The sequence below is a fragment of the Rubrobacter marinus genome, from assembly GCF_011492965.1.
Lineage (GTDB): Bacteria > Actinomycetota > Rubrobacteria > Rubrobacterales > Rubrobacteraceae > Rubrobacter_F > Rubrobacter_F marinus.
On sequence record NZ_CP045121.1, the window covers coordinates 3,341,664 to 3,364,880 of the forward strand.

Genomic DNA, 23,217 nt, shown 5'->3' on the forward strand with positions numbered 1-23,217 from the left:
CGCTTGCGGTCGCTAGTCGGAGCTCTCCTTGACCTCGATGCGCTGCGGCTCGCGCGCCCGGGCCGCGGCGGCGCCCTTGACGGTGATCTCGACCATGCCGTTGTTGAAGACGGCCTCGATCCTGCTCCCGTCCGTCCCGGGGGGCAGGTTCACGTCGCGCCTGAACTGCCCGTAGAAGAGCTCCGTGACGTAGGGTTCGTGCCCCTCCTCGCGGGGGTCGCCCCTGCGCTCGCCGGAGATCGTCAGCACGTCGTCGCGGAGCGTCACCTCGACGTCCTCCCTGCCGACCCCCGCGAGCTGGACCCGGACCACGAGGTCTTCGCCCCGGGCGAAGACGTCGGCGTTGGGCACCCAGGCGGACGGCGGGGCCCACGGCCGCTCCTCCATCCCGGCCCCGTAACCGCGGGTGCCCACGTAGCGCATCCGATCCCACTCGCTCGCCAGGCCCTGCAACCTGCCGAACAGGTTCGCTTGCCTCTCTTCCATCACCCTCTCCTCCCCGGTTCTCCTCTGCCCGAGACTCACGAGCCCGCGCATCCGGTCGAGCGTCGCGCGGACCCGGCGCTGGTTCCGTGCTACCCAATAAGCGCGCGGGCTACCCGAGGTAGCGCGGGGCGGCGAGGTAGCCCCACATCCCGCGCACGCCCTCCCCTAGACCTCGACCCTGTAATCCAGGCCGATCTCGTCCCCCGGCCGCCCGCGCAGGCCCCAGTCGTGCTTCGGCGTCTCCGTGATCGTTATCTCGAGGTCCGCGGGGTCCAGCCCCAGCTCCCTCCGCGTCCTCTCGAAGAGGAGACGGATAAGGCGCTTCTTCGCCTCGACCGTGCGGCCCTCGAACATGCTTATCTCGACGATGGTGTACCGCGGCGAGCGTCCGGGGGCGTAGTAGAAGTCGTCCGGGTCCATTGGGAAGAAGCGGTGGAAGCGCTTCTCCTCCGGTAACGAGAGCGCGTCCACGACGCACGAGTGGACCACGTCCGAGAGCCTCGCCTTGACGACGGGGTCGAGGTGCTCGCGGAGGCCGTAGATCTTGACCTGGGACATGGGGAGGCCTCCCTGCTTCGCGGGACGGATGGTCGGCGGTCTGGGACCGCGCCCCTCGTGGACGCTCCTGCCGGTTCCCGGGGGCGCCGGCCTCAGAGCCCCGGGATGCGGCCGTTGCGGAAGGCGTCGACGAAGAGCCTGTGGTCGTCGCGGGCGGTCTCGGAGTAGCCCATGCCGAAGTCGACCATCTCCCGGACGAACTCCTCCTCCTTGCCGCCGACCACCCCGACGATCTCGTCCTCCGTCTGGAAGTCCACGAGGGACTGGTCGGAGTCCTCGTCAGAGACGCAGTGAACCTTGGCGGTCGCCCGGCCGAGGTAGTCCAGGACGGGCGCCATCTCCTCGGGCTCGGTAAGGTCCCCCCAGTCGATGTCCTCGACGTAGGGCGAGAGCTCGGAGACGACGAAGCCGACGCCGTCCATCTCGGTGTAGCCGAGCCAGGGGTCGGCGTGGGCCTGGAGCGCCCGCTGGGAGACCGCCGTGCGGTGGCCGTGGTGCCGGAAGTAGTCCTCGATGCGCTCGTCGCTCAGGATCCGGCTGGGCGCGGCGACGTTGCCCTGCTTTATGGAGAGGACCACGTCGTTCTCCAGGGCCTGGGTCGGGCCCTCGACGAGGATGTTGTAGGCGGGGAGCCCGGCCGAGCCTATCCCGAAGCCCTTCCTGCCGACGACGTCCTTCACCTCGTAGGTCAGGCTCCGGAAGCGCTTCTCCTCGGGGATCGTCTCCAGGTACTTCTCGTAGGCGGCCCGCACCGCCTCCCGCTCGGCCTCGCCGAGCTCGCGCACCCCGCGGCCGCGGCGGAACCGCCGGTCGAAGCTCTCGTCGACGAGGGTGGTCCTGTCGAGCAGGTCGACGCGGGTGTTCAGCCGAGTCTCCTGCAATATCCGGTGGACGTGACCGTCCGTGGTCTCCAGCCGCAGCGAGTACTCGTGGTCGCGGTCGCTGTCGACAAAGAAGCGAACCTGCTCCAGGTACGCTCTCACGTAAGACTCGATCAGGCTCGCGATGTTGGCGTCCGAGATCGCCTTCGTCCACGCCAGCAGGGCGACGCTCGCGACCATCCGCTTGATGTCCCACGTGAAGTGTCCGAGGTAGGCCTCGTCGAAGTCGTTTACGTCGAAGACGAACACCCCGTCGCCGGCCATGTAGGTGCCGAAGTTCTCCGCGTGCAGGTCGCCCTGGATCCAGATGCGCCCCGTACGCTCGTTCGCCCACGAATCCTCCACCCCCTTCATGTCCGCGTAGAAGAGCGGCGCGCTGCCGCGGTAGAACGCGAACGGGTTGGCGGCCATCTTCCGGAACTTGCTCCGGAACGCGTCCGGGTCCGCGTTCATCAGCTCGGAGAACGCCTCCACCAGCACGTCCACGATCTCGGCCTGCCGCTCCTCGGGTGACTCGTGATGCACCGGCTCTACGCTCGTGGACATGGTTCCCCTTTCGTCGTCGGACACTGGGGCGAACCTACCCGTTCTGCGGCACGCCCAACGCCGCGCCGGCTTCATCCCCGCGTGGCAACCCCCGCAGCGCTACCGGACGACGGGGTTCAGGAGCGGCCGAAACCCGGTGATCCGGCACCCGGCCACGTCGCCGTCCCGTATGACCACCGCCCCCGGCGTCCCCGTCGAGATTATGTCGCCCGGCAGCAGCGTCATGACCCGCGAGTGGAACGCGACGAGCCAGTACGGGGAGAAGGTCATGTTCAAGACCGTGTTGGCGCGCAAGACCTCGCCGTTCAGGACCGTGGAGACCTCCAGCCCTTCGACGCTCTCCACCTCGTCGGGCGTCACGAGCTCGGGGCCGAAGGAGAAGAACGTGTCGAAGCTCTTGGAGCGCGTGAGGTAGCGGGGGTTGCGGCGCAGGATGTCCTCGGCGGTCATGTCCAGCACCGTGGCGAACCCCGCGACGAACCGTGGCGCCTCCTCCTCGGAGACGTCCCTCGCCTCGCGTCCGATCACCACGGCGAGCTCCCCCTCGGCCGTCACGCGCTCGGACTGGGGGGGCAGCACCACCTCGTCCCCCGGCCCGATGACCGTCGTGTCCGGGCGCATGAAGCTCGCGGGCTCGCCCGTGGGGGCGGTCTCGGAGAGGTCGCCTGCGTGCTCGACGTAGTTCAGCCCGATCCCCCAGATCTTGCGCGGACGCCTGTACAACGGCCCGGGCTCGACCCCCTCCGGAGGGACGGCCCTCCCCATGACCTCCCCCCGATCGTACAGGTCCTTCAACTCGTGGAAGCGCCCGCTCTCCAGGAGCGAGAAGAGGTCCGCTCCGCCTCCCCCGAAGCCGTCGAGCCCGCCCACGGGCACCGGGCCCTCCGGCGTGACGATCGCCGCCGCCTCCCGCCCGTCCCTGCATATCGTCGTCAGCCGCAACCCCTAGCTCCTTCTCCCCGTGGGACGTTTCGTCGCCTTCTCGGCGGCGCGTTCGGCGACGCTCTCGCCGATCGGGAGACAGGCCGTGGCGGCGGGCGACGGGGCGTTCAGGACGTGGACGGAGCGCTCGCCCTCCACGATCAGGAAATCGTCGACGAGGGAGCCGTCCGCCTTCAACGCCTGCGCCCGGACCCCGGCCTCGGCCGGGACCAGGTCCCCCTCCCTCACCTCCGGGACGAGCTTCCGCAGGGAGCGCACGAACGCCCCCTTGCTGAGGGAGCGGAAGACCTCGCCGGCGCCCGTCCACCAGTTCTTCGCGGCGAGGCGCCAGAAGGCCCCGTAGCCGAGGATCTCGGCGAGCTCTTGAGGGTTCACGTCCGTCTTCCGGTATCCCTCGCGGGCGAGGCCGAGGACCGCGTTCGGCCCCGCCTCGACGCCGCCCTCGACCATGCGGGTGAAGTGGACGCCGAGGAAGGGGAACGCCGGGTTCGGGACCGGGTAGATCAGGCCGCGCACGAGCGACCGCCGCTCCCGCGCGAGCTCGTAGTACTCGCCGCGGAACGGCACGATCTTCGCCGGTGGCGCCACCCCGGACATCGCCGCGATCTGGTCGCTGTAGAGTCCGGCGCAGTTGACGAGCGTTCGCGCCCGAACCGTCCCGCGGCTCGTCCCGATCTCCACGGCCCCGTCCCGCTCCGAGATGCCCGTCACCCTCGTCCCCGCCCGAAGCTCCCCGCCCGCTTCTGCGATCTCGTCGGCGAAAGCCCTCGCGACCCCGACGTAGTCCACGATCCCGGTCTCGGGCACCCGGAGGGCGGCGACGCCCGCCGCATGCGGCTCGATCTCCCCGAGCTCCCCCGGCCCGATCTTCTCGACCGCGAGCCCGTTCTCCCGCCCGCGCTCGTGGAGGTTCTCGAGGAGCGGCACCTCGCGCCGCTCCGTCGCGACGATGACCTTGCCGCAGATCTCGTGCGCGATGCCGTGCTGCCGGCAGTACTCGACGAGCGCCGAGGCCCCCTCACGGCAGAAGCGCGCCTTCAAGCTCCCCGGCTTGTAGTAGACGCCGCTGTGGATGACCCCGGAGTTGTGGCCGGTCTGGTGGCGGGCCCACGAGCCCTCCTTCTCCAGCACCACGACCCCGGCACCCGGGTGCCGCCGGAGCAGGGCGCGGGCCGTCGAGAGCCCGACGATGCCGCCCCCGATCACCGCGAAATCGTGCACCCCGCCTCCTTCCCTTGGCTCCCATGATAACAACCCCCAGGCGTCCCTATACTGCCCCACACGGGACGGGAGGAACGAACATGGAACGGCTTCACGGCGTCTGCACCATCGCGCTCACCCCTTTCACGGAGGACGGGGACGTGGACGAAGGGGCATCGCCTCCCTCTCGTCCCTCTACCTCGACGCCGGGGTCCACGGCGTCACGGTCCTCGGGATCATGGGGGAGGCCCACAAGCTCTCCGACGCCGAGCGCACGAGCGTGATGCACGGCTACCTGCGGGCGGTCGAGGGACGCGTCCCCGTGATCGTCGGCTGCTCCGCCCCGGCGACCCGCGTCGCGATCGAGCGGGCGCGCGAAGCCGAGGAGGCCGGGGCGGCGGCCGTCATGGTCGCGCCGCCGAACAACGTGCGGAACCTCGACCTCGTCTTCGAGCACTACCGGCGCGTCGCCGGGAGCGTCGGGCTCCCCGTCGTCGTCCAGGACGAGCCCGTGAACACCGGCGTCACCATGCCCGCGCCGTTCGTCGCCAGGGTGATGGACGAGATCGAGAACTGCCGCTACGTCAAGCTCGAAGAGGCGCCGACGACGATCAAGATATCGGCCCTCCTCGACGGGATACGGGACGAGGAGAAGAAGCGGGGCATCTTCGGCGGGCTCGGCGGGATGTACTTCTACGAGGAGCTACTCAGGGGCGCCTCGGGCATCATGACCGGCTTCGCCTACAGCGAGGTCCTGGTGGGCACATACGATCTGTTCGCGAAGGGGCAGAGGGAAGAGGCGCGAGACTTCTTCTACCGCTACCTGCCCCTGATCCGGTTCGAAGCCCAGCTCGGCGTCGGCGGCGTCGGCATCCGCAAGGAGGTCTTCAAGCTGCGCGGCGCCATCTCCTCGTCCCACGTCCGCTTCCCCGCCCCGGCCCTCGACGAGAGGACGCTGCGGGAGCTCAGCGAGCTGGTCGCCCTTCTCGGCCTGGGACGACCCTAGCGGCCCCTTCCGCCGGCCGTACCTCCAGGACGACGCGCCCGATCTCCTCCTCGAAGGGTCGTAGCAGCGCAACCCCTAACCGGTACTTCTCCCGAAGGGCCTCCTCGAAGCGCCCGGTCTCCTCGTCCGCCACGTCGCGGGCGATACCCTCGACGCCCTCCCCCCTCGGCGCGCCCCAGCCCGTCGCCGGCGTCACGACCACGCGCGGGTCGTTGCGGATGCGCTTCATCTTGCCGGAGTCCGGTGACGTCGTGAAGTAGAGCCTGCCGTCCACCGGTACGAACCACAAGGGCGTGGTCACCTCCTCCCCGCTCCGCCGGAACGTCGTGAGGTTCACGTAGCGCCGCCCTTGGAGATACTCGAACCCCTCCGACCCGTCCCACTCGCTCCTCCCCAACCCCAGCACCCCGACCGCCGCGCGCCCCGCGGCGAACGCCCCCGCCGCCACCGTCACCGCCGCGAGCGCGGCCCCCGCCTTCGAACCCCTCTTCGCCACTCGACCTCCTCCCGTACCGTTTCGTCCTTCTACGCACCCGGGGCGCGGCGGTTTCCGGCGCTCATCGAGGTTCGGGGACGCGCGATAAGCGCACCATGCGTCCCCGCGAGGTCAACGCTGCCGAGCAGGAGACACGCTCGGGTCGCGGAACCTCGCCCACGAAGGGGCGTCGGTTGCAAGGAGCGGGACTCGGGGTCCGGCCCCTAGTCGGCCCGGTTGGTCTCCCCGACCGGGGCGGACCTCCCCGCGAGGCGTCCCCCGATAAGGTGGACGACGATCCCGAGGGCCAGCACGCCCAGCCCGACCGCCACCCAGAAAGGCTCCAGGTAGAGGAGCAGGACGCCCGCCGCGCCGCACAGGACGCGCTCGGGGAGGCGGGCCGGTCCCATAAGCCACGCGCCCGTCGCGACGGCGAGGGCGCCCACGGCGAGCGCCGAGACGAGGAAGGTCAGCGCGATCTGGAGCGCCGAGCCCTGCAGGAGCAGCGCCTCGCCGTTCGGGGAGAGGACGAAGGCGAAGGGGACGAGGAAGGCCGGGAGGGTGTACTTCCACGTCATCATCATCGTCTTGAAGGCGTTGCCGCCCGTGATCGCCGAGGCCGCGACCGCCGCGAGCGCCGTCGGCGGGCTGACCTCCGAGAGCACCGCGTAGTAGAAGATGAACATGTAGGCGACGAACGGCGCCACCCCGAGCTCCGTGAGCGCGGGGCCGATGATCACCGACGCGATGATGAACGATGCCGTCACCGGCACGGCGAGGCCGAGCAGCAAGACCGCGAGCGCCGAGTAGAGCGCCGTCAGGGCGAGGCTCCCGGCCGCGAGCCCGATGATGACGCTGCTCAGCTTCAGCCCGAGGCCCGTCAGCGTCACGACGGCTACGATGATCCCGGCCGCCGCCGTCGTCGCCGCGACCGGCAGCACCCCCATCGCCCCCGCGACGAGCGCGTCGTAGACCCGCCTCGGCCCCATCCTGTGCGCGGGGTCGAGAAACGAGAGCAGAAACGCCGCGATCGTCGCGTAGAAGACCGCCCGGAACGGCGAGAACCCGAGCGCCATGAGCCCCACGATGAGGAACAGCGAGCTGAAGTGGTAGCCGTAGCGGAAGAGCAGGCGCCCCAAAGGCGGCGTCTCCACCTCCACGCCGCGGGTGCCGAAGCGCCGCGCGTCGGCCTCGATGGCCAGCACGATCCCGAGGTAGTACAGCAGCGACGGGATGACGGCGTACAGCAGCACCGTCAGGTAGCTCACCCCGAGAAACTCGGCGATGATGAACGCCGCCGCCCCGAGCGTCGGGGGGGAGAGGATCGCCCCTATCCCCGCCGCCGCGAGCACCCCGCCACCCTCGACCCTCGGATAACCGCCTCTCTGCAGGATGGGCCACGCCACCGAGCCCAGCGTCACGGTCGTCGCCGTGCCCGAGCCCGAGACGGTCCCGAGCAGGAAGCCGGCGAGGGTCGTGGTGCGCCCCGGGCCGGTCCGGGAGCGTCCGAAGGCGGCGAAGCTCACGTCGATAAAGTACTTGCCGGCCCCCGAGTACTCCAGGACGGCGCCGTAGATCGTGAACAGGACGATGTACGTCGCGGCGACGTCGAGCGGGACGCCGAAGAGCCCCTCGAGCCCCATGTACGTCTGCCCGATTATGCGGTCGGGGCCGTAGCCCGAGTGCCCGATCACGAACCCCGGCGGTATGAGCGCCCCGAGGTACGCGTAAGCGATAAAAACCACGCAGACGGCGGGGAGGATCCAGCCGACCGTCCGCCGCGTCGCCTCCAGGACGAGCAGGATGGTGATCGTCCCGAAGACGAGGTCCAGGGGGTCCGGGCTCGCCGCCCGCCGGATAAACTCGTCGAAGACGACGAGCGTGTACCCGAGCGCCACGACCGAGAGCAGGGCGAAGAGCCAGTCGGTTACCCCGGGGTTGTCCGGGCGCTCCTCGTCCCCTTCGGCCCTCCCGCCGGAGCCCCATGCCCGGTAGAGGACGAAGGTCATCGCGAGAGCGACGGCGAGGAAGCTCGTGCGGTAGAGCTGCTCGGGGAGCGGGTCGAGCACCCAGTAGAGCGCGTAGAGGGAGAGCAGGGCCCCCGCGACCGAGAGTGAGCGCTTGGGGAAGCCCGTGAGGCGGCGAGCCGGCTTCTCCGACTCGAACTCCTCGAGCAGGTGGTCCGTTCGGACGGGTGCGCCCGTCGTCAGGGTACTTCCGTCCGGCCGGTCCTCGCGCGAATCGGTCAAGACCAGGTCTCCTTTCTCCGCCCGAGGGCGATCCCCGGGGCCAGAATAGTCCTGGCCCCCCACCCAGTCAAACGACGGTAGCGCCGGCCGGACCCCGGGGCCGTTTCCTTGCCGCGGACGCGGGCCGTCCCTAAGATGCCCCGCGACGGCACAGCAGAGGGAGGGCGGGGCGTGGCGGATCTCGAATACGCGGTCGAGAACGGGGTCGGGACTATCCTGCTGAACCGCCCGCACCGCAAGAACGCCTTCACGACGGAGATGGTCGACGAGTGGGCCGAGGTCCTGCGCGGCGCGAGGACGGACGATCGGGTGGGCGCGATCGTCGTGACCGGGGCCGGGGACGCCTTCTGCTCCGGCGGCGAGCTCGAAGGGCTGGCCCCCGGCGAGGAGGGCCCGACGACCTACGAGCGCAAGGCCTTTCTGACGGACCACGTCCATCGCGTCGCGTACGCGTTGGAGGATCTGGACAAGCCCGTCATCGCGGCCGTCAACGGCGTCGCCGTCGGTGCCGGCATGGACATGGCGCTCATGTGCGACATGCGCTTCGTCGCCCGCTCGGCCCGCATGAGCGAGGGCTACATCAAGGTCGGCCTCGTCCCCGGCGACGGCGGCGCGTACTGGCTGCCGCGCCTCGTCGGCACGGCCAAGGCGATGGAGCTCCTGCTCACCGGCGACTTCGTCGACGCCGAGGAGGCGCACAGGATAGGGCTCGCGAACCGGGTCTTCGACGACGCCGACCTTATGCGGGAGACGCGCAGCTTCGCAGAGAAGCTCGCCGCCGGACCGCCCAGGATAACGCGCATGATCAAACGCGCCGTCTACCAGTCTGCCAGGAGCGACCTTCGCACGAGCCTCGACCTGATCTCCTCGCACATGGCCGTCGTCCAGTCCATGGAGGAACACACCGAGGCCTTCAACGCCTTCCGCGAGAAGCGCCCCCCGAACTTCGAAGGCCGCTAGAAGCGAAGCTAGCGCAAGGCCGCCCACGCCTCCGTAAAGACCGTATCCTCCTCCACCCGCAAGGTCAGGTGTAACGGGCCGTCCTCCGCGAAGAGCGGCAAGCTCTCGCCCCCACGACGAGGGTCTTGCGGCCCTCTGCCGTCCCGATCAGGGGCAGCTCCTCGAAGCGTTGCTCCCGGTCCGGGCGCAGGTTCAGCCAGCGCCCGTCGGCGCTCTTGCGGCCCCGGATGGCGTAGTAGTCGAGCACCCCGTCGTTCGTGGAGGAGATCTCCACGAGCGCGAAGCCCCCGCCGTCTTCCGCGACGAACCGCTCCACCGCCGGCGCCCGGTAGTACGAGTGGACGTACTCGATCTGGAACCCCCCGGAGCCCGGCAGCTCCTCGCGCGCCACCACTCGTCCGTCCTCCCCGCGCGCCACCACCGAAGACCCCGTCTCCACGAGAGCCCCGGCCCCGAGCAGGGCGAGGGCGACGACAACGGTGGCCGTCAGGAGCTTCAAGCCGCGCCGCCTACCCGCTCGCAACACGGCGGCGGCCGGCCCAAACCTCGAACCGGCCGCCGCTCGCGAGCACCTTGCGGCCCGGGGTTAGCCGGCCTCGTCGAAGTAGCGCTGGGCGCCGGGGTGGAGCTCCAGGGGCGCGACCTCCTGGGCCCTCCCGACGTCGAGGTTTCTGGCCTCGGGGTGGACCCTCTCCAGCTCGGCCTTGCGGTCGAAGAGCAGCTTTGTGACCCCGTACGCCGTCTCCTCGTCCATCGACTCGTTCACGACCAGCAGGTTCGGGACGGCGATCGTCGGCACCTCCTCGTCGAAGCCCTCGTAGGTGCCGGCCGGTATCGTCGCCTCCTTGTACGCCTCGCCGTACTGCTCCCGCAGGGCGCCCGTGTACTCGGCCGTCGGGATCAGGACGACCGGGTCGGAGGTCGCGAGGTCGGTCACGGAGCTTGTCGGCAGGCCGCCGGACCAGAAGAAGGCGTCGATGGTCCCGTCCCTTATGGCGGCGACGGAGTCCTCGACGCTCAAGGGCTGGCGCTCGATGTCGGAGTCGGGGTTTATGCCCGCGGCCTCCAGGATGCGCAGCGCTATCACCTCGGTCCCGGAGTTCGGGGAGCCGAGGGAGACCCTCTTGCCCCGCAGGTCCTCAATACTTTGTATCCCCGATCCTTCGAGGGCGACGACCTGGGTGTAGTTGTCGTAGAGCTGGGCGAGGGCTCTGGCGGGGACGGGCTCCTCGAAGCTCTCCCTCCCCTCGACGGCGTCGCTCGCGGTGTCGGCGAGGGAGAAGGCGATGTCGCTGTCCTCGTTGCCTATGAGCGTCATGTTGTCCACCGAGGCCGAGGTGGACTCGGCGGACGCCTCGAACCCCTCGAGGTTCTGCGAGATCTGCTCGGCGATGCCGCCGCCGTACACGAAGTAGACCCCGCCCGTCCCGCCCGTCGCGATGGAGAGCCGCTGCCCGCTCCCGGGCGCGCCTCCCCCGCTGCAGGCCGCGAGCAGCCCCAGGACGAGCAGCGCCGCCAGAACCGCCGGGGCCGTCCGCGCGGCGCGCGGCACCCCGTCCCGAAGAAGCCTCCGCATGCAACTCCCCTTTCCCTTCTCCGTAGAGACCGGCCCCCCGAGGAGAGAAGATCCATCCCCGATCGCCTCCGGTCCACCCTTTTCGGGACTATATGGGCGCCCCATACCCGGGTCAAATCGGCCCGCCGGGGCCGGTTGCGACGGTCGGCGCCCCGTGAAAGAATGGCCCCCGCGGGCCGAGCCGCCGCAGGAGTTGGGGACTCTGTGCGGGCGCCCGAACCTTCGGGGACGCGTCCCCGTCGCGCGAGGTGGCGAGAACACCACAGAGGCCAAGAGGAGGTCAACGCATGGACTTCGAGTACTCCGACAAGGTGCAGAAGCTCCGGACCGAGCTCATGGAGTTCATGGACGAGTACGTCTACCCCAACGAGGGGACCTACCACGAGCAGGTCTCCGAGGCGGAGAACCGCTGGGAGACCCCCCCGATCATGGACGAGCTCAAGGAGAGGGCGAAGGCGGCGGGGCTCTGGAACCTCTTCCTGCCGGAGTCCGAGTTCGGGGCCGGGCTCTCGAACCTGGAGTACGCGCCGCTCTGCGAGATCATGGGCCGCAGCCTCATCGCCCCGGAGGTCTTCAACTGCAACGCCCCGGACACCGGGAACATGGAGGTCCTCGCCCGCTACGGGAGCCCCGAGCAGCAGGAGAAGTGGCTCAGGCCGCTCCTCGACGGCGAGATCCGCTCGGCCTTCTGCATGACCGAGCCCGACGTCGCCTCCTCCGACGCGACGAACATCCAGGCGAGGATAGAGCGGGAAGGCGACGAGTACGTCGTGAACGGGCGCAAGTGGTGGTCGACGGGCGCGGGGAGCTCGCGCTGCAAGATCTCCATCTTCATGGGCAAGACCGACCCCGAGGCGAAGCGCCACGAGCAGCAGTCCATGATCCTGGTCCCCCTGGATACCCCGGGTGTGACGATCGAGCGCACCCTCTCGGTCTTCGGCTACGACGAGGCGCCGCACGGGCACGCGGAGATCTCCTTCCAAGACGTGCGCGTCCCCGTCGAGAACATCCTGTGGGGCGAGGGGAAGGGCTTCGCCATCGCGCAAGGTAGGCTCGGGCCGGGGCGCATCCACCACTGCATGCGCCAGATCGGGGTCGCCGAGAGGGCCCTGGAGCTTATGTGCGACCGCGTCAAGAGCCGGGAGGCGTTCGGCAAGAAGCTCTCCGAGCAGGGCGTGATCATGGAGTGGATCGCCGACTCCAGGATGGAGATCGAGCAGTCGAGGCTCCTGACCCTGAAGGCCGCGGACATGATGGACAAGGTCGGCAACAAGGAGGCGAAGTCCGAGATCGCCCAGATCAAGGTCGTCGCCCCGAACACGACCCTGCGCGTCCTCGACCGCGCCATCCAATCCTTCGGCGGCGCCGGCGTCTCGGGCGACACCCCGCTCGCCGCCTTCTGGGCCGAGTCGCGCATCCTCCGCCTCGCCGACGGCCCCGACGAGGTCCACCGCGCCGCCGTGGCGAAGCTGGAGCTCAAAAAGGAGCCCGCGGCGGTCGTCACGGAAGAAATCTCCAAGTGGTAACGAGAGAAACACCGGGGCTTTAAGCGAGATTCGATCAGCCTCCGTCACCGAGGGGCCCGGCCGGGAAACTCCGGCCGGGCCCCTCGTGGTCTTCGCGGCGGCTTGAGGAGGCGAGTCTCGCGGCGCCGGCCGCTCGAACGGGTCATAATGGCGGCCGGGGAAGGGCCGGCGGGGGAAGGCGGCGTAGGGACCGCGAAGAGGAGGAGCGGGAATGTCCACCCAGATCAACACGGTGACGGGGCCGATCTCGTCCGACGACCTCGGCAAGACCCTCATGCACGAGCACTTCTTCTTCGGCTACCCGGGCTACCAGGGCGACAGCCTCGGCTACAGGACCCGCGAGGAGCTGGTATCTCTGGGCGTCGAGGTGGCCGAGCGGGCGAAGTCTCAGGGCGTGAAGACCGTCGTGGACGCGACGCCGAACGAGTGCGGCCGGGACCCGGAGCTGCTCCGCGAGGTCTCCGAGAGGACGGGCCTCCAGATCGTCTGCTCGACCGGCTACTACTACGAGGGCGAGGGGGCGACGGCCTACTTCAAGTTCCGCGCGGCTCTAGGCCCCGCCGACGCCGAGGTCGAGGAGCTGATGATGACCGAGCTCACCGAGGGCATCGGGAACACCGGCATCAAGGCCGGCGTCATCAAGCTCGCTTCGAGCAAGGACGTCATCACGGACTACGAGAAGATGTTCATGCTCGCGGGGGCGAAGGCGCAGACGGCCACGGGCGTCCCGATCATCACGCACACCCAGGAGGGGACGATGGGCCCCGAGCAGGCCGCCCTCCTCGTCGAGGCCGGGGCGAACCCGGACCAGACCATGATCGGGCACATGGACGGCAACACCGACGTCGCCTACCACATGGCGACCCTCGCCCACGGCGTGAGCGTCGGCTTCGACCGCTTCGGCATCCAGGTCCTCGTCGGCGCCCCGATGGACGCCGCGCGCGAGGCCACCCTGATAGGGCTCCTCGGGATGGGGTACGGTGAGCGCATCATGCTCTCGCACGACACCGTCAACATCTGGCTCGGACGCCCGCTCGTCATGTCCGACGAGGTCGCCGAGCTCCTGAAGAACTGGCACATAACCCACCTCTTCGAGAACGTCGTCCCGGTCCTCAAGAACGCCGGCGTAGACGACGCGCGCATCGACGCCATCTTCACCGAGAACCCGAAGAGGCTCTTCGACCCGTCGTCGGCCCCCTCGACGGCGAGCCGACAGACGGCGGGGACGGCCGGCTCCTGACCGGGAAGCCCCCCGAAGACCCGCTCCACCTCGTCCTCCTCGGCATCAAGTACGAGTCGGCGAAGCTCGGCGGCGTGGACGAAGCGGCGCTGGCGAGGATAGAGGAAGGGGCCCGCGCGGAGGCCGGGGAAGGCTGGAAGGAGGACCCGGCCGTCCTCCGGGGCCGCAACGCCACCCGCGCCGAGCACGGGCTTCCGCCCGTCGGCGAGAGCCCCGGACCACCCGCGGGACCCGCGCCGGGGAAGCGCCCGCTGTGGCGCAGGATCCTCGGCGGATAAGGAGCCGAGCGATGCTCTACAGAAACTCTGCCACGCAGGAAGAGTTAGACGCCCAGTACAACCTGCGCGCCATGATCCCGGAGGCCGCCACGAGGTACGAGGAGTTCTGCGAGCGCGAGAGCCGCAAACTCCGCGCCGAGATGGACCACCGCCTCGACGTCCCCTTCGGCCCGACGCTGGCGGAGCACGTGGACGTCTACCCGGCGCCGGGCGGCACGGGAGCGCCCGTCCTCGTCTACGTTCACGGCGGCTTCTGGGTCCTTCGGACGAGCAAGGAGTTCGGCTTCGTCGCCCGCGGCCCGGCCTCACGGGGCGTGGCGACCGTCGTCACCAACTACGCCCTGGCCCCGTCGGTGACGATGGGCGAGATGGTGCGCCAGACCCGCGCCGCGGTCGTGTGGGCCTACCGCAACGCGGAGGGCTTCGGCGGGGACCCGTCGCGGCTGCACGTCGCCGGGCACTCGGCCGGCGGCCACCTCGTGGCGACGCTCGCGATGACGGACTGGGAGGGCGAATACGGCCTGCCGAAGGATCTCGTCAAGAGCGTGACCGCCATCAGCGGCCTCTACGACCTCTCGCCCTTCCCGTACACCTTTCTCCAGCCCAAGCTACAGTTGAGCGCGAGCGACGTCCTCGAGTACAGCCCGATCCTGCACGTCCCCGACGAGGCCCCTCCCCTGCTGCTCCCGTACGGCGAGAGGGAGACCGACGGGTTCAAACGCCAGTCGGAGGACTTCTACGGGGCCTGGAAGGCGAAGGGCCTCGACGGGGCTATCCTCCCCATCCCAGGCAAGGACCACTTCGGCATCCTCGACGGCTTCCTCGACGCCGGAAGCCCCCTGCTCTCGCCGATCCTGAAACGCATGGGCGTTCGGTAGAATCAAGGCGCAAGCGTTTCTCCCATCCCGGAAGGCGGCGGAGTAGTGGCGATAGAAGTGAACGGCGGGGTAGTGGTGCGCGAGCGCGGTACGGTCGTCACCTACCGCCAGAAGTGCGACGAGTGCGGCTACACCTACGACTACGACAAGACCACCATCGTCCCGGCGTACTCGACCCGCAGCGCCCGCAACTTCACCTGCCCGGAGTGCGGACACTACCAGGAAGTCTCGATGCGTCATTACTACGATCCGAAGAAGGACCCTCCCAAGCCCAGGTGAGATCTATGCCCTCATCCCCGTAGCCGAAGACGGAGAGGTTCAGCATCTTGTAGACCCGGTGGTGCTCTTCGGGCAGCAGGGCGTCTAACTGCTCGGGGATAATCCTCGCGTAGGATGTCAGTAGGGCATCTCGGTCGCGCTCGAGTTCTCTTATGCGGGACTGCCTGTTCCTCAGGTGCTCCAGCTCGGACTCGGCGGTTTCGGTGGCTCGGGTCAGGTCGCGCACCTTGGACTAGTACCGACCCTTGTCCAGTTTCTCGTCCAAGTACAGGTCTAGGAGACGGTCCTTCTGGCGCTCTACTTCGGAGAGCCGCTTGATCCAACTCCGCTCTTCCTCTTCAGGATTGCGGCTCGACGCAGCTTGCTCCCGAGACAGATCTCGTCCAAGCCCGCACGCAGCCGTTCCGGGTCCTTCAGGACGCCGGAGACGAAGTTCCAAACAGCAGCCTCCGTCTTCTCGGCGCGGAAGTTCTTGCTCATGGTGCACGCCCCCACGCCACGCCCGTACCTACGGGTGCAGCGGTAGTAGCGCGCGTCGCGCCCGGTGATGTGGTTGGTGCCCATGGCGACGCCGCACTCGCCGCAGCGCATGACGCTGCCGGTCAGCTCCCAAAAGTATCTGCCGGCGTTGGAGCACTTCTTGTTCTCCTTGATGGCATTCCTGGCCGCCAATACAAGGTCCCTCAGGATACCGGAATCGGGCACCGGGACGCCGGTCCACTCCTCGCGCGGGACGTCCACGCTGTTTCGGACCTTCGGGTAGCTCTTTTCGCCGTTGCTCTTCACCCTGACCTCGCGCGTCGTCGTATGACGCTGCGGGCCGTACCACCAGACACCGTAGGAGGCAGACGGGTCGAGGCTTGCGGCGGCTGCGGGGAGGACTCTATGCGAGAGATTTCCCCGAAGCTGTGCGGCAGGTAGACATAGCTCAGTATGCGACTCCTTACGAATTGCCGACTCCACAACCGCCCGCCCTTCGGAGCCGAAATTCCCTCCGCTTCAAGAGCCTTGCAAACGGCGTTTATGGTCATACCCTCGGCGCCGATCATTCTGACGATACGATGCACAATGGCCATGTTCTCCTCGTCGACCTCATAGTGGTTTCGAGATCGTCGAAGCGGAATCCTTAGTCTGGTGTGGGGCCGGCCACGATCTTGCCCTCCTGGGCCTTGCGCCTCTTCCCGCGGCGCATACGGTCCACGATAATAATGCGCTCGTACTCCGAGAAATCGTCGAGGATGTTGTCCGCTAACCTCCCGACCGGCGAGTCGTCGGTCTGGCTATTCAGGGCTACGAGCCTCACCCCATGCCTATCGAACTCCCTCCTGAGATGCCTAGTGATATTCCCGCGGGCCCACCGATCCCGCTTGGAGACGACGACGTCCACTCCGATAAGACGCGCGCCGGTGGGTCCTTGGGTGACCGAAGATAAGGCTGGACCCGTAGTCGTTCACCCCTACGTCCGGTCCGCAGGGTGCGCGGCGTACGTCCCGGCGATGGCATCAGGGCCACGGCACCCGACTCCCTCCGGCACCGCAGCCAGCGTCTGACGGTCGCGGTCGAGAGGCCGAACGCAGGCACTACCTCCTCCCTCGGGGTCCCACGCCCGACCGCCGCAAGCAACCTCAGCCTCAGATCTTTCGAGTAGGCACAAACTAGTGCAATTTCATTTACGGATTCTCGATGGGCTATTTACCGCTCCTCTGAGACAAATCCGTCACGGCCTTCCGTAAGATGCTAATAAACATCCGCAGAACAGGTGGAGGATCAGCGTTTCGTCGAACGATCGCTGTTCCTATTTGTGCGCCTTGATCTTGTAACGCCCGGTAGACGACCCCTGGTCTTTGAAACACCTGTATAGAGGCAGGAACGAAAGCCACACCCATCCCCGTTGCAACCAGTCCCACGATAGCATGTATCTCGAAAACTTCCTGCACTACGCGAGGGCTGAATCCAACCCGTTGACAAATACCTACGTACTTATCGAAGCTGCTTGGCTCTTTACGCCGCGGGACCATGATAAACGGCTCGTTTGCCAGCTTCTCTGGGGGTATCGTGTCCCAATTTGCCAAAGGATGGTTTTCCGGAAGTGCCGCTACTACGGGTTCATGGAAGACATGCTCCGTGATTAACTCCTCATCGTCGACGGGCGCGCGCATGAAGCCGACTTCGATCTTCCCTTCCCGTAACCGCTCCACCTGTGCTGCACTGGTCCACTCATGCAACGTTACCTTGACATCGGGAAAGCGGTCCCGGTAGGTCTTGATAATTTCCGGAAGGATACCGTAGATGGCGGGGCTAAAGAATCCCACCTCCAGCGCCCCGATCTCCCCCTCGGCTGCTCTTCTCGCGGCCTCCGTAGCATGCCCAACATCCTCCAGAACGCGACACGCCTCCTCGAAGAATACCCTGCCGGCGTCTGTCAATCGAACCTTTCGATTGGCCCGATGAAGGAGCTCGATACCTAGCTCCTTCTCCAGCCTAGATACCTGCTTACTCAATGCTGGCTGGGTTTTATGCATCCTCCGTGCCGCTCGTCCGAAGTGCAGCTCCTCGGCCACCGCAACGAAGTACCTGAGGTGGCTGAGTTCCATGCCGCCATTATATTCACTAAAGCTATCGATCGTGGTCTATGAATTCATTGGACATTAAGTAAGCGTCCGTCTATTTTTGGTGCAGAGCTTCGGCCTGTGGCAGGCACTCGGAAGAATGGAAATGAACACGGTATGGAATTCCGCTTGATGGAGAGCTTCTGACCTTATGAGTAAGCTTTGGGGACCGGATCTGGCTTTCTCTGAGGGCCGGCTGGTAAGGGGAGGTTGGAGCGTAAGGAGGCAGAGAGTGCCGTGAGTTTTATCGAGGAGAGCTTTTAAGCCCGGAGAAGAGATTGATCGAAGAAACGTACAAGACCTGACCGAGGTATTCCATGCAATTTCACGTCAATGGATTCCGTACCAGTGATCCTGCGGTTCATGAGCCCGTCGGCGAGCCTGCCGACTCGGACAGCCTGCCCGAGGAAGTCGACGTACTGATAGTCGGCTGCGGGCCGGCAGGACTAACCTTGGCGGCCCAGATGTCGCTTTTCCCGGAGATCAGAACCCGCATCGTTGAACAAAAGGATGGTCCCCTGAAGCTAGGCCAGGCGGATGGTATCGCTTGCCGCACGATGGAAATGTTCGAGGCCTTCGGCTTCAGTGAGCGCGTGCTGAAGGAAGCCTGCTGGATCAACGAGACGGTGTTCTGGAAACCCGATGAGCCCAACCGACGGAACATCGTGCGCAGCGGGCGTGTGCAGGATACAGAGGATGACCTCTCCGAGTTTCCTCATGTGGTGCTGAACCAGGCGCGGGTCCACGACTTCTACCTGGACACGATGCGAAAATCCCCCACCCGTCTGGAGCCGAACTACTCCCGTCGTCTGGTCGACCTGAAGATCGACGCTGCTAAGTCCGGGGAGGTGAGGGCCGATTATGCCGACTATCCGGTCATGGTGAAGCTCGAACGGACCGGCCCGGGCCACGAGGGCGAGATGGAAACCGTGCGGGCGCGCTACTTGGTAGGCTGCGACGGAGCACACAGTGCGGTCAGGAAATCCCTGGGCCGCTCAATGCAAGGTGATTCGGCCAACCAAGCCTGGGGGGTCATGGATGTCTTGGCGGTCACCGACTTCCCGGACATCCGCATGAAAGCGGTGATCCACTCCGCTAACGAGGGTAACCTCCTGGTCATTCCCGGGAAGGCGGCTATCTAGTTCGGCTGTACATCGAACTGGATAAGCTCAACGAGGGCGAGCGGGTCGTCCGCCACAACATCACTTCTGAGCAGCTAGTCGCCGCGGCGCAGCGCATCCTGCACCCTTATACACTTGACGTAAAAGAGATCGCCTGGTGGTCGGTGTACGAGATCGGCCAGCGCCTCTGCAAGAGGTTCGACGATATCCCCGAGGAGGAGGTCGGCGAGCGCTTCCCCCATGTGCTCATCGCCGGAGACGCCTGCCATACTCACAGCCCCAAGGCTGGTCAGGGCATGAACGTTTCCATGGGTGACGCCTTCAACCTGGGCTGGAAGCTAGCCTCAGTCATTCAGGGCAGGTGTACACCTGAACTGCTGCATACCTACTCCGCCGAGCGTCAAACCGTGGCCCAGGAGCTGATCGACTTCGATCGGGAGTTCGCCAGGATGTTCAGCGCACGACCCAGGGCGGAGGGCGATGACAGCAGCGATAGCGTCGACCCGAAGGAGTTCCAGGAGTACTTCGTCAAGCAGGGCCGCTTCACCGCCGGGACCGCCGTGCGGTACTACCCTTCGCTGATCTCCGCCAAGCCCACCTACCAGGCGCTCGCCGAAGGACTAACCATTGGCAAGCGCTTCCACTCGGCACCGGTAATCCGCCTGGCGGATGCAAAGCCGGTGCATCTGGGCCACACCGTGAAGGCCGACGGCCGATGGCGGGTGTTCGCCTTCGCCGACCGGCAGGATCCCGCTAGCGCCTCGTCCGGCATCCAGGCTCTGTGCCGCTTCCTGGAGGAGTCGCCGGAGTCACCGGTGAGCCGCTACACCCCCGAAGGAGCCGATATCGATTCGGTTATCGATGTGCACGCCATCTTCCAGCAGGGCCATCGTGACCTGGCACTGCAGGAGATGCCGGGCTACCTGCTACCACGCAAGGGCCGCTACGGACTGGTGGGTTACGAGAAGATGTTCTGCCCCGATCTGAAAGGGGGTAATGATATCTTTGAGATGCGCGGCATCGATCGCGACAGGGGTTGCCTGGTAGTGGTGCGCCCGGACCAGTATGTTGCTCATGTGCTGCCGCTGGATGCACACGACGAGTTGGCGGCGTTCTTCACCTGCTTCATGCTCGAAGCGGTCTGATGGGCTTTTCGGGCAAGATGAACACTCTGAACTCGCCTCTTTGCTAAGCGAGGGCAGGCGCGGGCAACCCGGTGGCGACGATGGCACAGCGGCACCGGGCGTAAGTGGGTTCAGACCGCCTTCTCGACTGCCGGGTAGCGCGTGGCTGAGCCGGAAAGCCGTCTCTTCGGGCGTCCCGGAGACCTACTGCGGGGTTTCGGCGCTCTCACTGGCGTGCCCACGAAGGGCAGGAGCGCCGCAAACTTACGCAAGAGTCGGTTCGGTGTCGGTAGGCGGGGGCAATGGTCTCTCCCAAAGCAGCCTTGGGTTGGCAACGAACCCGCACGCTAACCTGAGTTGGGCATGAGCGGCCAGCATCAGCCACGCCGAGCGGTCGGCTTGCTCCGGGTACCGAACCCTCGGGGCGGTACATCCCACGTCCTGCTTGAGGAACATGACGAAGTGCTCGCTTCGCTTGAAGTCGTCGATCCCAATCCCCATCCGGGTTGACAAACATGGGAGCGTCGAGGTTTCCGGCGGGGTACTCGGTAAGACCAAGGGAACGGAACTCCGCGATGCGGTCCCTGAAGCCGCTTCCTAAACGCCCCCGGTTGCCCCCGAGCGGAGCTTCCTGAACCGATGATGCGCGCCCGCCTCGGTAGACACTAGTGCGGTCGCCTCCGCGACCGCGAGGGCCGCCTCGGCCTCGAGCATGGCCGCGAGCCACGCACGCCCCCCCGACCGCCTCCCGGAACGCGTCCGGGACGAAGATGGGCCGGAACAGTTCCTCAGACATCGAAGAACGCGGTCTGCCGCTCGCCCTGTAGATGAATGTCGAAGCGCAGGGCGGCGCCCCCCTCGTCCCTCGCCACGAGCGTCTCGCGGAGCCCAGGGTCCTCGACGGAGAGCAGGACGGGGTCGGCGGCGTTCGCCTCCCCCTCGTCGGGGAAGTAGATGCGCGTCGCGAGGCGCTTGAGGAGGCCGCGGGCGAAGACCGAGACGGCGACGTGAGGCGCCTGCATCGAGGTTCCGTCCGGGCCGGGGACGGGACCGGGCTTCACCGTGACGAAGGAGAACGTGCCGTCCGGGTCGGAGCCGAAGCGCCCGAAGCCCTCGAAGCCCTCCTCGAGCGGAAGCTCCTCCCGGTCGTCCTCGGGGTGCCTGTAGCGGCCGTGGGCGTTGGCCTGCCACACCTCGATCATCGCGTCCGGCACGGCCTCTCCCGCCCCGTCGTACACGGTGCCCGCGACGCGGACGGCCCCGGGCGGTCCGGCGCGACGAGCTCGGAGCGGTCCTCGCCGAGGAGGGAGGGGCGAAGAAGGGGCCGACGGTCTGGGACGGCGTCGGGCGCCGTAGGCTCACCGGTGGTCCTCCGTAGGCGTCGCCTCGCGCCCGCGCAGGACGATGTCGAAGTTGTAGCCGAGGGCCCACTCCGGCTCGGTCAGGGAGAGGTCGAACCTCGCGACGAGGCGCTGCCGATCCTCGGGTCCCGGACGGACTGGAAGATCGGGTCCTGCGAGAAGAGCGGGTCGCCCGGGAAGTACATCTGCGTGATGAGCCTGGTGGCGAACGCCGGCCCGAAGAGCGAGAAGTGGACGTGGGCCGGGCGCCACGCGTTCTCGTGGTTTCTCCACGGGTACGCCCCGGGCTTTATCGTGACGAAGCGGTAGCGGCCCTCTTCGTCGGTTAGGCACCGCCCGGCGCCCGTGAAGTTGGGGTCGAGCGGGGCGGGGTGGCGGTCGCCGGCGTGGACGTAGCGGCCGGCGGCGTTGGCCTGCCAGACCTCGACGAGGGTGTTCCTCACCGGCCGTGCGTCGCCGTCGAGGACGCGCCCCGTGACGACGATGCGCTCCCCGAGGGGTTCGCCCCCGTGCCCCCGCGTAAGGTCGTGGTCTAACTCGCCTACCTTCCCGTGGCCGTAGGCGGGGCCGGTGACCTCGGTGAGGGTGTGCGGGAGGATGGTCAGGGGCTTCTCGGGCACGCGCAGGCGCGTGGAGCCGTAGTCGGGGTAGAAGAGGGTGGCGCCGTCGTCGTCGCGGCGGTAGCCGGCGATCCTTGTGCGTGATTCTTGCGCCAAGATTTTCTTCCTCCTTAGGCGGTCCCTACGGATAAGGGCCAGCCATAGCTGTAAAGATGGGTGTCTTCTTGTAGCTCAAAGGCTTCGGATCGCTTCCTCATACCTCCATCAAGTCCGCGCCGACGATGACTTCTTCGTAGAAGTGCTTCTCGGCTTCTTTCCTCCATACGTCGTCCGATACCGCCCCACGACCGGCGCCCGAGACGAGGTGCGAGAGAACCAGGGTTTTGACGCCGGCTTCGCTGGCCACCCTGCCCGCGTCCTCGGCGGTGTGACTATCGACCAGGTGCTTGTAGAGCGTCTTCGCATTGGTCACCCCGACACCAGTTCCTCAGCGCCGGGCTTGTATAGCGCCTCGTGGACCAGCACGTCCGCGCCTTGGGCCAGCTCGATCAGGGATTCCGAGAAGTTGCTGTCGCCCGACACGACGATCGACCGGTCGTCCGCGTCGAAGCGGAACGCGAACGAAGGCTCCACCGGCGGGTGCTCGACCAGTGCTGAGGTAACCTTCACGTTCTCGTTCTCCATTGCGAGACCGCCCTCGCTGATCTCGTTCGCCCGCATCAGCGAAGCAAGGGGGACCCTGCCCTCGTCGGCGATCCGGGTTTCGATGTCGTACTCGTTCAGTTCGAGGTAGCTTTTCGTCATCTGCGCCAACGGAGGGGGACCGTATGCGTTCACCTGCGTCTTGAGGCCGCTGACCCAGGCCTGGTAGATGAGGTTCCCGTAGTCCAGGTTGTGGTCCGAGTGCTGATGGGTGATGAACACGTGGGCCAAATACCAGTTGGCGGGCCACGCCGGACCCGCAATCCACTACGTACGGGACCTCGTTGACCAAAACAACCTGGGCCGGCGAAGGGCGGATCGGGTTGACCCGGGGGCCTCCGTTGGTACCCCGCAGGATCGGGCGCGTCCCCGAGTTTGCGGAGTTGGTGGTCTCACCAGCTCGCCCCCGAGCGGTGGTTTCGGGCTCCGTGGCACCTTCGGCTTGCCCCTGAGCGGCGTTGGTGGACCTAGCGCCCTGTCCGCATCCCGAGAACAAACCAAGGCCGGCCAGCGCCAAAGAGCCGGTAAGGAAACGTTTCCTCGGTATTCCTCTTTTGTCGTCCACTTTTACGCCTCCTTTCTTATAGGAATGTGGACCCATTTAGTCTTCAACGGAGCCTCTGTTGAAGACCGCCACGTCGTCCTGCTGCTCGATGATCT

General features: G+C 67.1%; 23 protein-coding genes and 3 pseudogenes. 8 read left to right on the forward strand and 18 right to left on the reverse strand.

Annotation, left to right across the window (positions count from 1 at the left end):
• Window positions 1-12: 12 nt before the first annotated feature.
• From GBA65_RS17280 to lhgO, 5 genes are all read right to left on the reverse strand, one after another.
• On the reverse strand, window positions 13-486 hold the full coding sequence (locus tag GBA65_RS17280; protein WP_166397618.1) for an Hsp20/alpha crystallin family protein: 474 nt from the start codon (window positions 484-486) through the stop codon (window positions 13-15).
• Between the two features lie 165 nt (window positions 487-651).
• Window positions 652-1,044 carry a tautomerase family protein gene (locus tag GBA65_RS17285; protein WP_166397619.1) on the reverse strand — a complete coding sequence of 131 codons (393 nt, stop codon included), beginning with the start codon at window positions 1,042-1,044 and terminating at the stop codon, window positions 652-654.
• A gap of 92 nt (window positions 1,045-1,136) precedes the next feature.
• Window positions 1,137-2,471: a DUF2252 domain-containing protein gene (locus tag GBA65_RS17290; RefSeq protein WP_166397620.1), complete on the reverse strand. Its 1,335-nt coding sequence runs from the start codon at window positions 2,469-2,471 to the stop codon at window positions 1,137-1,139.
• Window positions 2,472-2,570: 99 nt separating this feature from the next.
• Window positions 2,571-3,413: a fumarylacetoacetate hydrolase family protein gene (locus GBA65_RS17295; RefSeq protein ID WP_166397621.1), complete on the reverse strand. Its 843-nt coding sequence runs from the start codon at window positions 3,411-3,413 to the stop codon at window positions 2,571-2,573.
• A gap of 3 nt (window positions 3,414-3,416) precedes the next feature.
• Entirely contained in the window at window positions 3,417-4,634 is a 1,218-nt protein-coding gene (lhgO, locus tag GBA65_RS17300) for an L-2-hydroxyglutarate oxidase (protein WP_166397622.1), read from the reverse strand.
• 217 nt (window positions 4,635-4,851) lie between these two features.
• Here lhgO and GBA65_RS17305 point away from each other — a divergent pair, with 217 nt between their 5' ends.
• Window positions 4,852-5,619, forward strand: coding sequence for a dihydrodipicolinate synthase family protein (locus tag GBA65_RS17305; RefSeq protein WP_266096507.1), 768 nt, complete (start codon window positions 4,852-4,854; stop codon window positions 5,617-5,619).
• Here GBA65_RS17305 and GBA65_RS17310 read toward each other — a convergent pair.
• Entirely contained in the window at window positions 5,579-6,115 is a 537-nt protein-coding gene (locus GBA65_RS17310) for a PPOX class F420-dependent oxidoreductase (RefSeq protein WP_166397623.1), read from the reverse strand. The two genes, GBA65_RS17305 and GBA65_RS17310, sit on opposite strands and share 41 nt — an antisense overlap.
• Before the next feature lie 203 nt (window positions 6,116-6,318).
• Entirely contained in the window at window positions 6,319-8,343 is a 2,025-nt protein-coding gene (locus GBA65_RS17315; protein WP_207955867.1) for a TRAP transporter permease, read from the reverse strand.
• Between the two features lie 171 nt (window positions 8,344-8,514).
• Between GBA65_RS17315 and GBA65_RS17320 the strand changes: the two genes are divergently transcribed.
• Window positions 8,515-9,303, forward strand: coding sequence for an enoyl-CoA hydratase/isomerase family protein (locus GBA65_RS17320; protein WP_207955868.1), 789 nt, complete (start codon window positions 8,515-8,517; stop codon window positions 9,301-9,303).
• Window positions 9,304-9,367: 64 nt separating this feature from the next.
• Here the strand turns inward: GBA65_RS17320 and GBA65_RS17325 are convergent, their stop codons facing one another.
• Both GBA65_RS17325 and GBA65_RS17330 read right to left on the reverse strand, forming a co-directional pair.
• Window positions 9,368-9,802, reverse strand: coding sequence for a hypothetical protein (locus GBA65_RS17325; protein WP_166397625.1), 435 nt, complete (start codon window positions 9,800-9,802; stop codon window positions 9,368-9,370).
• Between the two features lie 87 nt (window positions 9,803-9,889).
• Complete coding sequence (locus tag GBA65_RS17330) at window positions 9,890-10,879, reverse strand: TAXI family TRAP transporter solute-binding subunit (protein ID WP_166397626.1); 990 nt, start codon at window positions 10,877-10,879, stop codon at window positions 9,890-9,892.
• A 287-nt stretch (window positions 10,880-11,166) separates the two neighbouring features.
• Here GBA65_RS17330 and GBA65_RS17335 point away from each other — a divergent pair, with 287 nt between their 5' ends.
• The 5 genes from GBA65_RS17335 to GBA65_RS17355 all read left to right on the forward strand — a co-directional run bounded on the left by GBA65_RS17335 (window position 11,167) and on the right by GBA65_RS17355 (window position 15,080).
• Window positions 11,167-12,405 carry an acyl-CoA dehydrogenase family protein gene (locus GBA65_RS17335; RefSeq protein WP_166397627.1) on the forward strand — a complete coding sequence of 413 codons (1,239 nt, stop codon included), beginning with the start codon at window positions 11,167-11,169 and terminating at the stop codon, window positions 12,403-12,405.
• Window positions 12,406-12,616: 211 nt separating this feature from the next.
• Window positions 12,617-13,645, forward strand: coding sequence for a phosphotriesterase family protein (locus GBA65_RS17340; protein ID WP_166397628.1), 1,029 nt, complete (start codon window positions 12,617-12,619; stop codon window positions 13,643-13,645).
• A gap of 74 nt (window positions 13,646-13,719) precedes the next feature.
• Window positions 13,720-13,923: a hypothetical protein gene (locus GBA65_RS17345; RefSeq protein WP_166397629.1), complete on the forward strand. Its 204-nt coding sequence runs from the start codon at window positions 13,720-13,722 to the stop codon at window positions 13,921-13,923.
• Window positions 13,924-13,934: 11 nt separating this feature from the next.
• Window positions 13,935-14,801, forward strand: a complete 867-nt coding sequence (locus GBA65_RS17350; RefSeq protein WP_166397630.1) for an alpha/beta hydrolase — start codon at window positions 13,935-13,937, stop codon at window positions 14,799-14,801.
• A gap of 45 nt (window positions 14,802-14,846) precedes the next feature.
• Window positions 14,847-15,080 (forward strand): hypothetical protein, encoded by a 234-nt coding sequence (locus GBA65_RS17355; RefSeq protein WP_166397631.1) that lies wholly within the window; start codon window positions 14,847-14,849, stop codon window positions 15,078-15,080.
• A gap of 297 nt (window positions 15,081-15,377) precedes the next feature.
• On the opposite strand, the gene GBA65_RS17360 is transcribed toward GBA65_RS17355, so the two are convergent.
• From GBA65_RS17360 to GBA65_RS17380, 5 genes are all read right to left on the reverse strand, one after another.
• Complete coding sequence (locus tag GBA65_RS17360; RefSeq protein ID WP_166397632.1) at window positions 15,378-15,866, reverse strand: zinc ribbon domain-containing protein; 489 nt, start codon at window positions 15,864-15,866, stop codon at window positions 15,378-15,380.
• Window positions 15,863-16,156, reverse strand: coding sequence for a recombinase family protein (locus GBA65_RS26725; RefSeq protein WP_166397633.1), 294 nt, complete (start codon window positions 16,154-16,156; stop codon window positions 15,863-15,865). The genes GBA65_RS17360 and GBA65_RS26725 overlap by 4 nt, the downstream gene beginning before the upstream one ends.
• A 50-nt stretch (window positions 16,157-16,206) precedes the next feature.
• Entirely contained in the window at window positions 16,207-16,467 is a 261-nt protein-coding gene (locus GBA65_RS17370; RefSeq protein ID WP_166397634.1) for a recombinase family protein, read from the reverse strand.
• Entirely contained in the window at window positions 16,380-16,703 is a 324-nt protein-coding gene (locus tag GBA65_RS26730; RefSeq protein ID WP_166397635.1) for a helix-turn-helix domain-containing protein, read from the reverse strand. Before GBA65_RS26730 ends, GBA65_RS17370 begins: the two co-directional genes overlap by 88 nt.
• Before the next feature lie 65 nt (window positions 16,704-16,768).
• Window positions 16,769-17,674, reverse strand: a complete 906-nt coding sequence (locus tag GBA65_RS17380) for a LysR family transcriptional regulator (RefSeq protein WP_166397636.1) — start codon at window positions 17,672-17,674, stop codon at window positions 16,769-16,771.
• A gap of 332 nt (window positions 17,675-18,006) precedes the next feature.
• Between GBA65_RS17380 and GBA65_RS26735 the strand changes: the two are divergent.
• A pseudogene (locus GBA65_RS26735) lies at window positions 18,007-19,955 on the forward strand (FAD-binding monooxygenase).
• A 767-nt stretch (window positions 19,956-20,722) separates the two neighbouring features.
• Here GBA65_RS26735 and pcaG read toward each other — a convergent pair.
• The 4 genes and pseudogenes from pcaG to GBA65_RS23490 all read right to left on the reverse strand — a co-directional run bounded on the left by pcaG (window position 20,723) and on the right by GBA65_RS23490 (window position 22,779).
• A pseudogene (gene pcaG, locus GBA65_RS17390) lies at window positions 20,723-21,296 on the reverse strand (protocatechuate 3,4-dioxygenase subunit alpha).
• Window positions 21,293-21,987: pseudogene (pcaH, locus tag GBA65_RS17395) on the reverse strand (protocatechuate 3,4-dioxygenase subunit beta). Before pcaH ends, pcaG begins: the two co-directional pseudogenes overlap by 4 nt.
• Window positions 21,988-22,108: 121 nt before the next feature.
• Window positions 22,109-22,327, reverse strand: a complete 219-nt coding sequence (locus GBA65_RS23485) for an MBL fold metallo-hydrolase (protein ID WP_207955872.1) — start codon at window positions 22,325-22,327, stop codon at window positions 22,109-22,111.
• Window positions 22,324-22,779 (reverse strand): MBL fold metallo-hydrolase, encoded by a 456-nt coding sequence (locus GBA65_RS23490; protein WP_207955873.1) that lies wholly within the window; start codon window positions 22,777-22,779, stop codon window positions 22,324-22,326. The genes GBA65_RS23485 and GBA65_RS23490 overlap by 4 nt, the downstream gene beginning before the upstream one ends.
• Window positions 22,780-23,217: the final 438 nt, after the last annotated feature.

Excerpts from the sequence above, each read along its gene's own strand:
- GBA65_RS17280 (WP_166397618.1), bottom strand. The coding sequence starts at position 486 with ATGGAAGAGAGGCAAGCGAACCTGTTCGGCAGGTTGCAGGGCCTGGCG.
- GBA65_RS17285 (WP_166397619.1), bottom strand. The coding sequence starts at position 1,044 with ATGTCCCAGGTCAAGATCTACGGCCTCCGCGAGCACCTCGACCCCGTC.
- GBA65_RS17290 (WP_166397620.1), bottom strand. The coding sequence starts at position 2,471 with ATGTCCACGAGCGTAGAGCCGGTGCATCACGAGTCACCCGAGGAGCGG.
- GBA65_RS17305 (WP_266096507.1), top strand. The coding sequence starts at position 4,852 with ATGGGGGAGGCCCACAAGCTCTCCGACGCCGAGCGCACGAGCGTGATG.
- GBA65_RS17330 (WP_166397626.1), bottom strand. The coding sequence starts at position 10,879 with ATGCGGAGGCTTCTTCGGGACGGGGTGCCGCGCGCCGCGCGGACGGCC.
- GBA65_RS17335 (WP_166397627.1), top strand. The coding sequence starts at position 11,167 with ATGGACTTCGAGTACTCCGACAAGGTGCAGAAGCTCCGGACCGAGCTC.
- GBA65_RS17340 (WP_166397628.1), top strand. The coding sequence starts at position 12,617 with ATGTCCACCCAGATCAACACGGTGACGGGGCCGATCTCGTCCGACGAC.
- GBA65_RS17350 (WP_166397630.1), top strand. The coding sequence starts at position 13,935 with ATGCTCTACAGAAACTCTGCCACGCAGGAAGAGTTAGACGCCCAGTAC.
- GBA65_RS26725 (WP_166397633.1), bottom strand. The coding sequence starts at position 16,156 with ATGGCCATTGTGCATCGTATCGTCAGAATGATCGGCGCCGAGGGTATG.
- GBA65_RS17380 (WP_166397636.1), bottom strand. The coding sequence starts at position 17,674 with ATGGAACTCAGCCACCTCAGGTACTTCGTTGCGGTGGCCGAGGAGCTG.